We start from the raw sequence: 15,285 nt of genomic DNA, 5'->3' as shown, positions 1-15,285 counted from the left end.
TGCCGGGGGTGCCGGTACGGGCTTCGCCGGTACGGGCTTCGCCGGTACGGGCTTCGGCGGTACGGGCTTCGGCGGTACGGGCTTCGGCGAGTGCCGCCACCACGTCGACGATCAGGTCCTCCTGGCCGGCGACGGCCTGGCGCCTGCCGAGCTCGAAGAAGACGTCGCGCGGGTCGACACCGGCGGCCGAGGAGAGCTCGACGACCCGGTGCTTGAAGCCGGAGAAGACGCCGGCGAGGCCGCTGACGATGCTCATCGACGCGGTCACCGGGGGCGCGGGCATGAGCTCGCGCTCGGCGAGGTCGGCCGCGTCGAGGAGCGCGTACAGGTCGATGCCGGTGGTGTACCCGCTCCGTTCGAGGACCGGGACGACCACCTCCAGCTGGGTGTTCCCGGCTCCGGCGCCGAAGCCGCGGGCGCAGCCGTCGATGATGAGCGCGCCCGCGTCGGCGGCGGCGACGGAGTTGGCGACGGCCATGCCCAGGTTGTTGTGGCCGTGGAAGATGACCGGGCGTCCGTCGACGGCCTCGACGATGGCGCCGATCCGGGCCGTGACGTCGGCGGGCAGGAAGTGGCCGGCCGAGTCCATGATGCCGACCGCCTGGGCCCCGTACGCGACGGCCCGCGCGGCCTGGTCGGCGAGCTCCGCCGGGGTGGCCATGTGGCTCATCATCAGGACGCAGTGGGCCTCGGCGCCGAAGTCGCGGAGGAAGCCGAGGTGGCGCTCGGCGAGGGTGACCTCGGTGGCGTGGACGCCGATGCGGACGACGTCGGCGCCGTGGTCGACGGCCTTGCGCAGGTCGGTGGAGGTGCCCCAGCCGGGCAGCATGAAGACGCCCATGCGGCTGTGGGTGAGCGCCTCGCGGACGGTCGACAGCATCTCGTCGTCGCTGACGGCGGCGAGGCCGACCTGGAGCGAGGAGGCGCCGAGGCCGTTGCCGTGGCCGACTTCGACGACGGGGATGCGGGCCTCGTTCGCGGCCTCTGCGTACCGGCGCAGGGCGGTCGCGCCGAGGCGGTGCCGGACGGCGTGCTGGCCGTCGCGGAGGGTCGGGTCGTGGATGGTCAGCTGCTTCACGAGGTCACCCCTGTCCGGGTCGCCCGGCCCTGGCGGGCCGCGTACTGCTCGGCGACCATGACCGCCGCGGAGTTGATGATGTCGAGGTTCCCGGCGTACGGCGGCAGGACGTCGCTGTGCGCCATGACCTCGACGGTGATCGTGACGAGGTCGCCCACGACGGCGCAGGACACGACCTGGTAGCCGGGGGCGAAGGAGCGCACCTCGGCCGCGGCCTGGTCGACGGCGGCGCGGACGGCCGCCGGGTCGGCGTCGGCGACGCGGGCGCGGACGGCGGTCCTGAAGGTCGCCGGGGGGACGGCCGGGCTGATGTTGAGGATGGCCTTGACGTCCTTGACGCCGGAGAACGCGGTGACGGCGTGGCCGGTGGTGGCCACGTACTCGTCGAGGTTCAGCCGGGTCGCGCGGCCCGCGGACTCGCTGGCGACGGTCGAGACGACCTCGAAGTACGCGACGTCGAAGCGCGCGGCGAGGGCGTGCACGACGGGGACGGAGGCCTGGCCGCCGCAGCTGATGAGGTTCACGTTGCGGCCGGTGGCGGAGGCGACGCCCGTGACGGTGGGCGCCACCATGTCACCGATCTTGCTGGGCGTCAGGTCGATGACCAGCGTCCCGAGCGGTTCGAGGAGCGGCCAGTGCTCGCGGTGGGAGGCGGCGCTCGTCGCGTCGAAGACGATGTCGTACGGGCGCGGCGCCGCGAGGAGGGCCTCGATGCCGCCGGCGGTCGTGGGGTAGCCGAGGCTCTCGGCGTACCGGAGTCCCGCGGATTCCGGGTTGCGGCCCGCGACGAGGCGGCAGTCGAGGACCGGCGAGCGGTCGATCTTGCTGACGAGGTCGCGGCCGATCGCTCCGGTGCCGATGACGGCGACGGTCGCCGGTTCGACGAGGCCGGGGGGCGCGTCGGGCAGGTCTGCCGTGAGGCTCACCGTATGCCTCCGTCGGTTCTGAGGCCGTGGGTCCGGGGCGGACGGGACAGCGATGGGCGTACGAGGCAACGGCGGGTGCCGGTGGTCGGTTTCGTCATGGCCGGTTCGCGGGTTCCCATGAGCGTTGACCTCCCCCTTCGATGGACGCGCGGCTGCTTGTGGCAGCCCTGAGTTGCGGGCACACGGGTGCCTCACCGGAATATGTGTGTCCGTTCCAGACCGTGCCCGACGAGGTCGGCCGCGGGCGCGCCGGGAAGCCGACGCGTGACCGCGCGGCTGGAGGACGAGGATGCCGAGTTCGCTCGGCGCGGGTCGTCGCCGTGACGGTCCGGCCCCTGTGTGCGGGGCGGCGTCTCGGCACAAGAGCGTGATGAGAAAGCCCCCTTGACGGCATGCCCTCCCTTGCACGCCCTCTGCGGCCGCCGATTCAGTGGCCAGCGGCGGCGAACATACCAGAAGAGCGCAGTTCACAAACCCCCTCAGACATGCGGAGTTTGATCTTCATCGAGGGTGCTTCACGCCTTCACCAAGAGCCCCTTGAGCGACAGGAGCTCTCGATGCCGACGGACCTGATGATGCCCCTCGACGCGGCGCTGACCGGCGACTATTGTCGGCAACCCCGTGCCCTGACCGTAAGGGCACTTCGAAGGGGGAGATCATGCCCTGCCTGCTGTCCCGTCGCGTGGCGTCATGAGCGCCGCGACGGGCGAGAAGGCCCATGAGGCCGGCTCGCAACGGACGCGCCTGGGAAGCGACTTCTCGCGCCTCTGGTGGTCCGCCGCGGTGTCCTCGCTCGGTGACGGCGCGACCATCGCCGCCGGGCCGCTGCTCGCCACGCACCTGACCGACGACCCCCGCCTGATCGGCGCGGCATCGGTCGCCTTCACCGCCCCGTTCATCCTCTTCGGCATCCCCGCGGGGCTTTTGGTCGACCGTGTCGACATCCGGAAGATGATGGTGCGGATCGACCTGGTCCGGGCCGTTCTGCTCGGGGTGCTCACCGCCGGGATCCTCGGCGGCTGGGGCGGACTTCCGCTCCTGTACGCGTGCATGTTCCTGCTCGGCGTCGGCGAGGTCCTGTGCCGCAACGCCGCACAGGTCCTCGTGCCCTTCATCGCCCCGAAGGACGGGCTGGCCACGGCCAACGCCCGGATCATGGCGGCCCAGGAGGCCGGCACCGGCTTCATCGGACCGCTCGTCGGCGCGCTGCTCTTCGGGGTCGCGACGGCCCTGCCCTTCGGCGTGGACGCGGCCACCTTCCTGTGTTCCGCCGTCCTGGTCAGCCGGATCCGCCGGACGCGGCCCGTCGAGGCGCCTCCGGAGACGTCCGGCGTGATGACGGAGATGCTGGCGGGCGCCAAGTGGCTCTTCCGTCACCAGCTGTTGCGCAGCCTGGCCCTCGTGTCGTGCCTGATCAACCTGGCCGGGAACGCGATGCTCGCGGTCCTCGTGATCCACAGCGGGAAGGTGCTCGGCCTGAGTGCCTTCGGCTATGGCGTCCTGCTCGCCTGCCAGGCCCTCGGGGCCGTGCTGGCCTCGCGGTTCGCCCCCGCGCTCGTGGAACGGCTAGGCCGGGAGGGCGCGTTGGTCGCCACCGCCGTCCTGATCGCGACGAGCGAGACGGTGCTCGCCACCGTCCCGTCGGCGTACGCGGCGGGCGCGGCCCTCGCGATCTTCGCCTGCGGCACGGTGACCTGGAACGTCGTCGTGGTCGTCCTGCGCCAGACCCTGGTCCCGCAGCACCTGCTCGGACGCGCCAACAGCGTGTACCGGCTGATCGCCTGGGGCGGCCTGCCGATCGGCGCGGCCCTCGGCGGTGTCCTCGCCGCCGAGATCGGCACCCGCGCGGTGTTCGCCTCTGCGGCCGTGGCCATGGCGGTCGTCGGCGTGGCGCTCGTGGCGGGCGCCCGCCGGCAGTGGATCACGCGGGCGGAGGCGGCCGCGGCGACGGAAGCGGAACCGGCCGCGGCGTCGGAATCCGAACAGACGAAGGACGCACGATGACGACCACGAGCCCCCTCGTCCCGCCGAGGTCGCGCCTCGGCCACGCGTACGGCGAGCAGCTGGCGCGGCACCGGTCGCCCGGCGGCACCGACGAGCACGGCCACCCGACGGCCGCCGCGCGGGAGTCGGCCGCGCTCACGCTCGCGTACAAGGACCGCTTCCTCAACGGCCCCGCCTTCCTCAGCGCGGCCGAGCGGGGTGCTGTCGTCGAGGACCTCCACACGGTGTACGGGCTGCTGCGCTCGCTGCCGGAACGGCTCTTCGGCGGGAGCATCGCCGCGCTCGCGGAGGCGGTCGGCCTCGACGCGGCACAGACGGCGATCATCACGCGCAGCGCCCGGACGGGGTCGCTGCTCCCGCTGGGCCGTGCCGACCTGTACCACGACGGCACGGGGTTCAAGCTGCTCGAGTTCAACATCACGAGCGCGCTGGGCGGTTTCGAGAACGCCGACATCAACCGGGCGATGCTGTCCTACCCGCCGCTCCAGGAGTTCGTGGGACGGCACGGACTGCGCTACCGGGACACGCTGGGCCTCATGGCACGGACCATGTCCGCCGAGTGCGCCGCGTTCGTGCCCGCGGACCGGGCGCCGGTCGTCGCGGTGGTCGACACGGTGGACAACTTCGCCGTGGTGGGCCCGCGTCTCGGCTCGTTCGCCGAGAAACTGGGCGCGTACGGGATCGACGGAATCGCCTGCGATCTGGGCGAGTTCACCTATCCGGACGGCCGTCCGACGGTCGACGGACGCCAAGTGGACGTCGTCTTCCGCTACTTCCTCCCCGAGGATCTCACCGACCCCGTCGCGACGGCCCAGTTGGAGCCGCTCATGCTCGCCGTCGAGCAGGGCAAGGTGGGCCTGTTCAGCCGCCTCGACGCCGAACTGTACGGAAACAAGGGCGCGCTGGCGATGCTCTCCGACGAGCGGAACCGCGAGCTCTTCGACGCCGCCGAACTCGCGTGCGTCGACCGCCTCCTCCCCTGGACGCGGTACGTGCTGCCGCGGGCCACGGCCCCCGACGGCTCCCGCGTCGACATGCTGGCCTACGCCCTGGCCCACCGTCACGAGCTGATCCTCAAGCCGACGCTGCTGCACGGCGGTCACGGGATCACGGCGGGCTGGGAGACGGAACCGGCGGAGTGGGAGGCGGCGGTCACGGCGGCGATGAACGCCCCGTACGTCCTCCAGCACCGCGTCCGCCCGGCGGCGGAACCGTTCCCCGGCCACGAGGGCGGAGTCGAGGACGTCTTCCTCAACTGGGGCCTCTATCTGGGCGCCAGGGAGACGGCCGCCGACGGGTACGACGACGGCTACGGCGGCGGTTTCGTCCGCGCCAGCGTCGACCCGTCGGTGGGTGTGGTCAGCATGGGCAGCGGCGCGATCGTCGGCTGCGTCTTCGACGGCGGCGAGCACTAGGGCCTGTCCGGCGGATCAGGGTCGGATAGGGCGCGGGGCCTGGTGCGGTGCATCGCAAGGCGCCGGGGCGTCCCCATAGCGGAGCTATGGGGACGTTTCGGCAACGCGGCGAGGTGCCGTGCCAGGCCCCGCGACCCCGGCCATGATCCGCCGGACAGGCCCTAGGGGGCGTCTCAGGCCCTGTCGGGAAGCGGGGTGGCAGCGTCGGCTTCTTCTGGGCCGACGGTGCCGACCGTGCCGTCGGTGCCATCGGTGACGACCGGACCGCCGGGAAGCACCCGGTCCAGCCACGTCGGCAGCCACCAGTTGGCCCGGCCGAGGAGTGTCATGGTCGCCGGCACCAGCACCATGCGCACGACCGTGGCGTCGATGAGGATCGCGGTGGCCAGGCCGAGCCCGAACATCTTGGTGGAGGGGTCCTCGGTCAGGGCGAAGGACAGGAAGACCGCCACCATGATGAGGGCGGCCGAGGTGATGATCCGGGCGGTGTTCGAGACGCCTTCCACGATCGCCCTGCCGTTGTCTCCGGTGCGCTGATACTCCTCGCGTACCCGGGAGAGGAGGAACACCTCGTAGTCCATCGACAGGCCGAACAGGATGGCGAAGAGGAACATCGGGATGAACGACACGATCGGCACCGTCGCTTCCAGCCCGATGAGCGCGCCGCCCCAGCCCCACTGGAAGACCGCGACCATGATGCCGTAGGCCGCGCCGATGCTGAGCAGGTTCAGCAGGACCGCCTTGAGCGGTACGAGGACCGAGCGGAAGACCAGCATGAGCAGCAGGAACGACGTCGCCAGCACGGCGGCGACGAACGCCGGCAGGCGCTCGCTGGTGCGCCCGCCGACATCGGACAGGCTCGCGGCGGCGCCGCCGACGTGGGCATGGGCCGGTCCGTGCCCGATCGCCGCGGGCAGCACGTCGGCGCGCAGCCGGGCGATGGTGTCGGTCGTGGCCTCGTCCTGCGGGCTGGTGGTCGGGAACACCACGAGGGTCGCGATGCCGGTGCCCCGGTCGACGTGCGCCGGCGCGACGGAGGCGATGCCCGGATCCGCCGTGACCGTGGTGACGAGCCGGTCCAGCGCGCCCCGGTCACCGGCGGGGTCCAGGGCGATGACGAGGGGACCGTTCGTGCCCGGGCCGAACCCCTCGGCGACGAGGTCGTAGGCCCGGCGCTCGGTACGGCTCTGGGGCAGCGAGCCGTCGTCGGGCAGTCCGACCCGCAGGCCGAGCACGGGCAGTGTCGCCGCGAGCAGCAGCCCCGCCGCGCCGATCGCGTACGGCACGGGGTGGCGGCTGACGTGGGTGATCCAGCGCCTCCACCCGGCGGCCTCGGCGGCGGCCGCCGCCGGCTCGCCCCGCCGCGCGAGCCGGGCCGCCTTTCCGCTCCGCAGAGCGCGGCGGATCCGGCCGGGCCGGGCCAGGCGCGTACCGGCGGCGCCGAGGAAGGCGGGCAGCAGCGTCACCGACGCGACCACCATGATCAGGGCGACGATCGAGACGGCGATCCCGCCCACCGTCATGAACGGCACGTTCGCGACGGCCAGGCCGAGGATCGACACCACGACGGTGCCGCCGGCGAAGACCACGGGCCTCCCCGCCGTGGCCACCGCTCGCCCCGCCGCCTCGCGGGAATCGAGCCCGCGAGCGAGGTACTCCCGGTGCCGGGCGAGCACGAACAGCGCGTAGTCGATGCCCACTCCGAGCCCGACCATGCTGCCGAGGACCGGCGCGAAGGTGGGGACCTCCGTCACCCCCGCCAGTACCGTCATCACGGCGACCCCGACGGTCAGCCCGAAGACCGCCATGCCGATCGGCAGCGCGGCGGCGACGAGCGAGCCGAACGCCAGGAACAGGATGGCGGCCGCGGCGAGCAGGCCGATCAGCTCGCTCACACCGCCGGCGGGGTCGGAGAAGGCGTAGAAGAGGCTCCCGCCCGTCTCGACGCGCAGCGGAAGCTCGGCGCGCAGCCGGTCGCCGAGACCGACCAGGGCGTCGAGGTCCTCGGACGACAGCCGGCTCTGGTCGGGGTACTGCACCCGGACGACCGCGATCCGCCCGTCGGCCGAGACGAGGCCGCCGCGCACGGCGGTGTCCCCGCCCGCGCCGAGCGCCCCCGCCGGGTCGCTCGTGCCGAGCACGTGCGGCAGCCCCTTCACCTCGGTCTGCAGTCGCGTGAGAGCGGTGCGCGCGGCGGCGTCGGCGAAGAACGTCGTACCGTCGTCGAGGGGAGTGACGACCACCTGGGCGGTCATCCCCTCCTGGCCCGTGCCCGCCCGCTCGATCAGTTCCGCGGCCCGTCCGGAGTCCAGTCCCGGAGCGGTCATCGAGTCCGCGGTCCGTCCGCCGAGGGCGACGGCGGCGAGGACGGCGAGCGTGGCGACGGCCAGCCATGCGGCGATCACCCGCCAGGGATGACGGGCGGCGCTCGTGCCGAGGCGCGACAGGGCTTTCGAGAGCATCGGGTCCTCCAACCACCTCGTCGGCCGTCCTTGTACGGCCGACGATGCCGAGGCTCCTCGTCCCCGTGCTCCCCGGCATCGGCCCGCGGGCCGCGGATCCGTCGGCCCCGGGGCCGAGCGACGACCCGTCCTTTCGGCCGATGCGCGGTACGCCACGGTGCTTAGGCTGGGAAGCATGCTCCGAGACGACCTGCGAACGCTGTGGACCGAACCCCGGCCGCCGGACGCGCCCGCCCGGGTGGGGCGGGACTGGGCGCTGCTCGCCGCGGGCCTCGCCGCCGTGGCCCTGGAGGCCATCCTGCGGGAGAACGCCGTGTGGCGGCCGGTGGCGGTGGTGTTCGCCGTGTGGCCGTGCCTGCTGCTCCTCTGGCGCCGGACCCGCCCGCTGGCGGTGGTGACGCTGGCGTTCGGCTCGGTGAGCCTGCTTCAGGGGGCCTCGCTCGTCGCGGCACCGCGCGAGCCCGTCGGCCTGTACACCGGCGCGGTCGTGCTCGTACTCGTGTACGCGCTGCTCCGGTGGGGATCGGGACGCGAGATCGTGCTGGGTACCGCGGTGATCCTCGCGACCGGCGCGCTGTGTTCCGTCACGGACGAGACCCCGGTCGTCGAGAACGTCTGGGGCATCGCCTTCCTGCTGCTGCCCGGCGTGATCGGGGCCGCCGTACGGTTCCAGGTGACCGCCCGCGACCGGCAGTTGGACCAGGTGCGCTCCCGCGAACGCGAGCAGCTCGCCCGGGAACTGCACGACACGGTCGCCCACCACGTGTCGGCCATGGTGATCGTCGCCCAGGCGGGCCGGGTCCTCGCGGACGCCGACCCGTCCGCCGCCGTCGCGGCGCTGGAGGGAGTCGAGGAGGAAGGGGCGCGCACGCTGGAGGAGATGCGCGCCATGGTGGCCACGCTGCGCGACCGGGAGGTCGGCGCCGAACTGGCGCCCCCTGGCGGAGTCGCGGATCTGGAGCGCCTGGTGCGCACCCCGGGCGGCCGCCTCGGGGTCGACCTGAGGCTCGACGGCGAACTGGACACGCTGCCCCCGGCCGTGGACGCGGCCGTCTACCGGATCGTGCAGGAGTCGGTGACCAACGCGCTGCGTCACGCGGTCGACGCGACCGAGCTCGTCGTCAGGGTCTCCGCGGAACGGCACACGGTACGGGTGAGTGTGCGCGACGACGGCCGGCGCACCGGCCGGGGGCGCGACGGATACGGGCTCACCGGCCTGCGGGAGCGCGCGGCCCTGCTCGGCGGCACACTGAGAGCCGGCCCGGGCACCGACCGGGGCTGGTGTGTCGAAGCCGAGCTGCCGAGAACGAGGAGCGAGAGCCGTGTCCATTCGCGTCCTCGTCGCTGACGACCAGGCGATCATCCGCACCGGACTGCGGATCATGCTCAACGCCCAGTCCGGCATCGAGGTGGTCGGCGAGGCCGCCGACGGACGGGAAGCGGCGCGTCTGGCCCGCGAACTGCGCCCCGACGTCTGCCTGTTCGACATCCGCATGCCGGTGCTCGACGGGCTCGAAGCCACCCGGCTGGTCGCCGGCCCGGGCGTCGCCGACCCGCTGGCCGTGGTCGTCATCACCACGTTCGACCTCGACGAGTACGTGTACGGGGCGCTGCGCGCCGGTGCCCGCGGATTCCTCCTCAAGGACACGGGCCCGGACCTTCTCGCGCAGGCCGTACGGTCGGCGTCCGACGGTGAGGCGCTCATCGCGCCCAGCGTCACCGTCCGCCTGCTCCAGGCCTTCGCGGACCTGCCCGCCGGCCGGCCCGCGGCCCAGCCGGTCTCCCCCGTCACCGCCCGCGAGGAGGAGGTGCTCCTCGCGGTCGCTCGCGGGCTGACCAACACCGAGATCGCCGACGCCCTGCACATCAGCCTCAGCACGGTGAAGACGCACCTGGCCAGCCTGATGGCCAAACTCGGTGCCCGGAACCGGGTCGAGATCGCCATGTGGGCGTACGAGACGCGCCGCATCCTGCCGGGGGCGTGAGGCCAGGGCTCTGCCCGGACGGGCCGAGATCAGGCGGCGATCCGGCCGCGATCAGCCCGCGATCACGCCGCGCGGCAGAGCGTCGCGGGGTCGGCCGGGGGCGCACCGTCGGAGACCGCCGCGAGCAGGACGGGCCGCGCCGTCGCCTTCGTACGGCTCCGGGCGAAGACGACGAGCCGCAGGACCGCGAACCGCGCGACACCGGCGAGGGCGGACGCCGCGAGGTAGACGACCAACTGGATTACGGACCCGGGCCGTTCCACCAGGTACGGGAGCGCGAGCACCGCCAGGCAGGTCACGACGTAGGCGGCGAGCGCGGAACCGGCGGACTGCGCGTGCTGGCGCACGGTGGCACGCCCACCGGCGCCGAAGGTGAACCGGGCGTGCAGCTCGGTGGCGAGCACCGTCGAGACGACGGTGACGAGCGCGTTGGCCAGAGCCCAGGGGAGCCACGCGGCGAGACCTGCCACCGCGAAGCTGGAGGCCAGCCCGACACCGCCGCCGCAGAGGACGAACCGCGCGAAGGCGCGGAAGGCGCCGGGCGCCGCCTGCTGCCCGTTTCCCGCTGCCTCCATGACCCGACCCCTTCGCTCGACACCGCGAACCCGCAGTGGTGCCACTATGGCACACATGTGGCGCCATCGCGAGCCATTCGTGATGCCACAGAGGGGCCGAAGGGGCTCCGAAAGGGCTCGCACGGGCGACCACGCCGCGGCATCCCGCCGCCGACGCGAGGGAGTCGCTCAGCCTCGGCCGAGAATGTCCGTAGTTCGGACAGGGGCCGAAAGAATTCTTCCGCGCGGGCGCCCCCGCCCACTCCGACGCGCCGTGCGGCCGTATCCGAAGAAGGGGTGTGGTACGGCCGATTCGGGGCATGCGATACCCGGGAATCGCCTGTGGCGCGGGGGGCATCTGCCGCATATTCCGACAGCACCCTCACAAACGACTCTCTTGACGTTTCTGGCAGTTGATGATCAAGTCAAGTACTCTTTCGGTCGCTCCCGGGACTCGTGAAGACCACCCGGGATCACAACCTGGGGGGCCTGTGTTCAACGCCGCGATGCTCGATCTACCGTTCCCACCACGCGCCAATCCGCATCGCGGATTCGGCGCGGAGGGCAACCACGCCTGGCTCCTCCGTCACCAGGGGCTCGCCGCCCCTCTCGACCTGTCGTCGTACGACAAATGGGACGTTCCCCGCCTCGCCGCGTTCACCAGCCCCGAATGCGACGCCGAGGACCTGGTCCTCGCGGTGGACCTGATCAGCTTCTACTTCCTCTTCGACGACCGCTTCGACTCGGATCTCGGCCGGGCCCCGGCGCGCGTCGCGGAGGTGAGCGCCCGCCTGACCGCCCTGCTGCACGGCGAGGGGCCGGAGCCCGAGTCCCGTACCCCTGTCGAGGAGGCGTTCGTCGACCTGTGGGAGCGCAGCGCGCGCGGCATGTCGGCCCGCTGGCGCGCCCGTTCTGCGTACAACTGGGAGTGGTACTTCGCCTGCCACCCCGCCGAGGCCGCCGGGCGGCTTTCCGGCCGACTCCCGGACCGGGAGGGCTACTTGGCGCTGCGCCGGGGCACGGCCGCGATGGAGACCCTCTTCGACATGGTCGAGCGGCTCAACCGCTTCGAGCTGCCGCAGGAGCTCCTGCACCACCCCGACTTCCGCCGCATGCGTCAACTGGCCGCCGACATACCGTCGTTCACGAACGACGTGCACTCCTACGCACAGGAGCTCGAACGGGGCGACGTCGCCAACCTGGTGATGATCGTTCGCGAGGAGCGCGGCGGCACGCCCGAGGAGGCGGCCGCACAGGTCATGCGGGAGGCACAGACGATGGTCGACCGCTTCGTCGAACTGTCCTCCCGCGTACCCGAGATATGCGACCTGCTCGGGATCACCGTCACCGGCCGCGAGGCGGCGCAGCGGTACGTGGACGGTCTCGCGGCCTGGATAGCCGGGTACCACCGCTGGGAGATCGCCACCGGCCGCTACGCCAACTAACCCACCAAGTCGACGAGTTCGGGCACGTACGTCAGGGGTACGTGCGCACGTCGTCGTTGTACTCCGCCGCCCGCTCCCGCACGAGCTCGGGCAGCTCCCCCGCCACCAGGTCCGCGAGCGTCGTGCCCTCCAGGACCTGACGCAGGCTCGTCCGCACGGCCCGCCACACGTCGGGCAGCGGCGCCGCCGCCCGCTGGTACTCCAGCCCCGTCAGTTTCAGGTCACGCACGCTCACCAGGGGTCCGTCCATCGCCCGGATGACGTCGGCGAGCGTGATCTCCGCCGCCGGCCGGGCGAGCGTGTAGCCGCCTTCGGGGCCGCGCACGCTCGTGACCAGCCGCGCCTGCCGCAGATCGCCGAGGACGACGAAGAGGAACCGGCCGGGAATGTCCTGGCGGCCGGCGATGTCCTCGGCCTTGAGCGGCCGGTCGGGGGCGTCGGCGAGTTCGGCCATGGCCCGGATGGCGTAATCCGTACGTGCAGAGATCCTCACCGGCCCAATGTCTCACAGGGGTTCGCCCGAGCGGCAGTCGGCGGGCTCCCGCACGCCTCCCCGATCACCTCTTCACGCCCTTGTCCGAATCCGGCGTTGCCCATCCACTTTGTTCATCGACATAGTGAACAACGTCGCTCCTTCCCGCTACTCCGTCCGCTCCGGAGGTACCCGTGGCGTCCGCCGCCGTGTCAGCCCCATCCCCCACGACCCGGTCGCGCGCGACCGTGGCCGTCGTCGGTGCCGGCGCGGCCGGCGCGCTCGTCGCCATCCAGCTCTGCGAGGCCGCGGCCCGGCGGCGCAGCCCGCTCGATCTGGTCCTCATCGACCCGGCCCCCGAGGCCGGCCGGGGCGTCGCCTACTCCACCCCGGCGCCCGAGCACCGGCTCAACGTGCCCGTGGGCGGCATGAGCTGCTACCCCGACGACCCGGGGCACTTCCAGCGCTGGCTCACCTGTCACGGCGAGTCGACCGTCACCGCCGGGGACTTCGCGCCGCGCCACCGGTACGGCTCCTACCTGGCCGACACCCTGGGCCGCGCCATCATCGCCGCGCACGGCACCGTGTCCGTGCGCCGTCTCCGTACGCGCGCCACGCGTTGCTCCGAGACCGCCGCCGGGCGCGTCGAGCTGACGCTCGCCGACGGCGGGAGCGTGACGGCCGACAGCGTGGTCCTCGCCACCGGCCCGGCGAAGGGCCGCGCCGAATGGGCCCCGGCCGCGCTCGCGGCGTCCGACCGGTTCGTGGCCCGCCCCTGGGCGCCCGGGGCCCTGGACCCCGTAGCCGACACGGACGACGTCCTCCTCGTCGGCACCGGCCTCACCGCCGTCGACCTCGCGCTGCTCCTCGACCGGCCCGGCCGTACCGTGCACGCCGTGTCGCGGACCGGTCTGCTGCCGCAGCCGCACGCGCTCGCCCCGCTGCCCGCCGTCGCGCCGCCGCGGGACCTCGCCGCCCTCCCCTTCGCGCGCCTGCGCCGGGAGTTCACGCGGTACGTCGCCGAGACCCGCCGTCTCCACGGCGACTGGCGGCCCGCGTTCGACGGCGTACGCCCCTGGATCGGCCGGCTCTGGGAAGGGCTGACGGACGAAGAACGGGCCGAGTTCCTGGGCCGCGACGCCACCCGATGGAACGTCCACCGGCATCGGATGGCCCCCTCCACCGCCGAGGTGATCGCCCGGGCGCGGGCCGCCCGCCGCCTGCGGATCCACGCCGGGCGGGTCGCGTCCGCCGCGCCGCGCGAGGACGGCGGGCTCACCGTCTCGCTCGCCGACGGCCGTGAGGTGCACGTGGCGTGGGTCGTGGACTGTACGGGGCCCGGGCTGCGGGCCGACGCGGGCGGCGACCCCCTGTGGGGCGGCCTCCTCGCCGACGGACTCGCGGTGCCCGGGCCCCTGGGCATCGGCGTCGCGACGGCCGACGGGCGGCTCCGCGACGCCGAGGGCCGGACGGACCGGCGCCTGTTCACGCTGGGCTCGCCGCGCCGGGGCGAGCTGTGGGAGACGACGGCGATCCCCGAGATCCGCGTCCAGGCGAAGGCGGTCGCCGAGGCCGTCCTCACCTCGCTCCCCCAGGCCTCGCGCCCCACCGCCCGCCGCCGCCCGACGGACCAGTTCGGCCTGTCGCTCTCGACCCACGCGGCCGCGGCCGCCGCGTACCGCAGCGGGCTCGGCCGGGTGATCACGGTACGGGCCAAGGCGGCCGAGGCGTTCACCCGCGCCGTCGAACTCGACCCGGGCTTCGCGCTCGGCCACGCGGCCCTCGCGCTGCTCGGCCACGAAGGCGGCGCGGACGTCGACGCGGCCCGGGCGCTGGCCGACGCCCAGCGGAGCGTGCGCGAGCGGGCGGACGAGCGGGAGCGCTCGTTCGTCGACGTCGTGACCCGCCGGATCCACGGCCACGCCTCCCCCGGGGCCGCCGCGGACGGCGACACGGCGCTCGTCGACCACCTGTCCCGCTTCCCCGGCGACGCGTTCGCGCTCGGCATCGCGGTCCCGACCATCGCCTTCGCGGGCGTCGGCGACCTCGACGGCAGCCTCGCCCTCCGGCTCGTCGAGAGCACCGCCCCCGCCTACGACGGCCACTGGTTCCACACCTCCCTCCTCGCCTTCGTACGACAGGAGGAAGGCCGGATCGACGAGGCGGGCGACCTCGCGCGGGCGGCACTCGCCGCCGAGCCCGCCTCAGGGCACGCGGTGCACGCCCTCGCCCACGTCCACTACGAGTCCGGCGCGCACCGCGTCGGCCGCGAGTGGCTGGACGGCTGGATCGGCGGCCGGGGCCGGGGCGCCGTGCACCGGGCGCACTTCTCCTGGCACGTGGCCCTGCACGAACTCGCCCTCGACGACACGGCCGCCGTCCGCCGCCGCTGGTTCGCCCAGCTCGCCCCGGGGCAGGTGAACGGCGTACGGGCCCTGGTCGACTCGGGCTCGCTCCTGTGGCGGGCGCGGATGTCGAAGAACTGGTCCGGCCGCGTCCCGGTCGACGGCGTGCTCGACGCCGTCACCCGCGACCTGGTGGAGCGCCCGGCGACCGCGTTCACCGCCCTGCACAGCGCCGTCGCCCTCACGGCCGCCGGCGACCTCCCGGCCCTGCGCCGCCTGAGGACCCACGCGTCCGGCGCGGACCCGGTCCAGCGCGAGGTCGTCGTGCCCCTGTGCAGCGCCCTGGAAGCCGTACTCGAAGAGGAGTGGTCGACGGCCGCGACCGGCCTGCGCGCCCTCCTCCCGAACCTCCGCCGGGTCGGCGGCAGCGCGGCCCAGCGCGAGGTCGTGGAGGAGACCCTCCTCTACGCCCTCCTGAAGGCAGGCCAGAGCGACCCGGCCCGCCGCCTCCTGGAACAACGCCTCGACCGCCGAGCCTCCCCCCTGGACACCCGCCGCCTGTCCGGCCTGACCTCCTGACCCGACGCGCGTCTCAGTCC

The 15,285-nt window shown here is 73.5% G+C and carries 10 protein-coding genes and 1 pseudogene; 6 read left to right on the top strand and 5 right to left on the bottom strand.

Going from position 1 to position 15,285, the window contains the following annotated elements:
* Nucleotides 1-79 precede the first annotated feature (79 nt).
* Nucleotides 80-1,078: pseudogene (gene dmpG / locus ACFC0Z_RS03280) on the bottom strand (4-hydroxy-2-oxovalerate aldolase); the annotation flags it as partial.
* The gene (locus tag ACFC0Z_RS03275; RefSeq protein WP_376432190.1) at nt 1,075-2,004 is read right to left on the bottom strand and encodes an acetaldehyde dehydrogenase (acetylating); all 930 of its coding nucleotides are present in this window, start codon (nt 2,002-2,004) and stop codon (nt 1,075-1,077) included. The gene ACFC0Z_RS03275 and the pseudogene dmpG, both read right to left, overlap by 4 nt.
* 690 nt (nt 2,005-2,694) lie before the next feature.
* Between ACFC0Z_RS03275 and ACFC0Z_RS03270 the strand changes: the two genes are divergently transcribed.
* Both ACFC0Z_RS03270 and ACFC0Z_RS03265 read left to right on the top strand, forming a co-directional pair.
* Complete coding sequence (locus ACFC0Z_RS03270) at nt 2,695-4,008, top strand: MFS transporter (RefSeq protein WP_376432188.1); 1,314 nt, start codon at nt 2,695-2,697, stop codon at nt 4,006-4,008.
* A complete protein-coding gene (locus tag ACFC0Z_RS03265) occupies nt 4,005-5,423 on the top strand; it encodes a hypothetical protein (protein ID WP_376432186.1) in 1,419 nt (472 codons plus the stop codon). Before ACFC0Z_RS03270 ends, ACFC0Z_RS03265 begins: the two co-directional genes overlap by 4 nt.
* Nucleotides 5,424-5,596: 173 nt before the next feature.
* Here ACFC0Z_RS03265 and ACFC0Z_RS03260 read toward each other — a convergent pair whose 3' ends face one another.
* Nucleotides 5,597-7,885, bottom strand: coding sequence for an MMPL family transporter (locus ACFC0Z_RS03260; protein WP_376432184.1), 2,289 nt, complete (start codon nt 7,883-7,885; stop codon nt 5,597-5,599).
* Between the two features lie 175 nt (nt 7,886-8,060).
* Between ACFC0Z_RS03260 and ACFC0Z_RS03255 the strand changes: the two genes are divergently transcribed.
* Together ACFC0Z_RS03255 and ACFC0Z_RS03250 are read left to right on the top strand one after the other, a co-directional pair.
* On the top strand, nt 8,061-9,233 hold the full coding sequence (locus ACFC0Z_RS03255) for a sensor histidine kinase (protein ID WP_376432182.1): 1,173 nt from the start codon (nt 8,061-8,063) through the stop codon (nt 9,231-9,233).
* Nucleotides 9,208-9,870 (top strand): response regulator, encoded by a 663-nt coding sequence (locus ACFC0Z_RS03250; protein WP_376432180.1) that lies wholly within the window; start codon nt 9,208-9,210, stop codon nt 9,868-9,870. Before ACFC0Z_RS03255 ends, ACFC0Z_RS03250 begins: the two co-directional genes overlap by 26 nt.
* Nucleotides 9,871-9,932: 62 nt before the next feature.
* On the opposite strand, the gene ACFC0Z_RS03245 is transcribed toward ACFC0Z_RS03250, so the two are convergent.
* Complete coding sequence (locus tag ACFC0Z_RS03245) at nt 9,933-10,445, bottom strand: hypothetical protein (protein WP_376432178.1); 513 nt, start codon at nt 10,443-10,445, stop codon at nt 9,933-9,935.
* A gap of 485 nt (nt 10,446-10,930) precedes the next feature.
* Here ACFC0Z_RS03245 and ACFC0Z_RS03240 point away from each other — a divergent pair, with 485 nt between their 5' ends.
* A complete protein-coding gene (locus ACFC0Z_RS03240) occupies nt 10,931-11,869 on the top strand; it encodes a hypothetical protein (RefSeq protein ID WP_376432176.1) in 939 nt (312 codons plus the stop codon).
* Nucleotides 11,870-11,900: 31 nt separating this feature from the next.
* Here ACFC0Z_RS03240 and ACFC0Z_RS03235 read toward each other — a convergent pair whose 3' ends face one another.
* The gene (locus ACFC0Z_RS03235) at nt 11,901-12,362 is read right to left on the bottom strand and encodes an RrF2 family transcriptional regulator (protein ID WP_376432175.1); all 462 of its coding nucleotides are present in this window, start codon (nt 12,360-12,362) and stop codon (nt 11,901-11,903) included.
* A gap of 188 nt (nt 12,363-12,550) precedes the next feature.
* Here ACFC0Z_RS03235 and ACFC0Z_RS03230 point away from each other — a divergent pair, with 188 nt between their 5' ends.
* The gene (locus ACFC0Z_RS03230; RefSeq protein ID WP_376432173.1) at nt 12,551-15,265 is read left to right on the top strand and encodes an FAD/NAD(P)-binding protein; all 2,715 of its coding nucleotides are present in this window, start codon (nt 12,551-12,553) and stop codon (nt 15,263-15,265) included.
* Nucleotides 15,266-15,285: the final 20 nt, after the last annotated feature.

Origin of the sequence: Streptomyces sp. NPDC056144, assembly GCF_042264145.1 — a bacterium.
Classification (GTDB): Bacteria; Actinomycetota; Actinomycetes; order Streptomycetales; family Streptomycetaceae; genus Streptomyces.
The sequence above is the reverse complement of the archived record's forward strand: the minus strand, read 5'-3'. Positions and strand labels throughout refer to the sequence as shown.

What these genes read in the sequence shown, in the direction of transcription:
- ACFC0Z_RS03270 (WP_376432188.1), top strand. Translation starts at nt 2,695, where the DNA reads ATGAGCGCCGCGACGGGCGAGAAGGCCCATGAGGCCGGCTCGCAACGG.
- ACFC0Z_RS03265 (WP_376432186.1), top strand. Translation starts at nt 4,005, where the DNA reads ATGACGACCACGAGCCCCCTCGTCCCGCCGAGGTCGCGCCTCGGCCAC.
- ACFC0Z_RS03260 (WP_376432184.1), bottom strand. Translation starts at nt 7,885, where the DNA reads ATGCTCTCGAAAGCCCTGTCGCGCCTCGGCACGAGCGCCGCCCGTCAT.
- ACFC0Z_RS03255 (WP_376432182.1), top strand. Translation starts at nt 8,061, where the DNA reads ATGCTCCGAGACGACCTGCGAACGCTGTGGACCGAACCCCGGCCGCCG.
- ACFC0Z_RS03245 (WP_376432178.1), bottom strand. Translation starts at nt 10,445, where the DNA reads ATGGAGGCAGCGGGAAACGGGCAGCAGGCGGCGCCCGGCGCCTTCCGC.
- ACFC0Z_RS03240 (WP_376432176.1), top strand. Translation starts at nt 10,931, where the DNA reads ATGCTCGATCTACCGTTCCCACCACGCGCCAATCCGCATCGCGGATTC.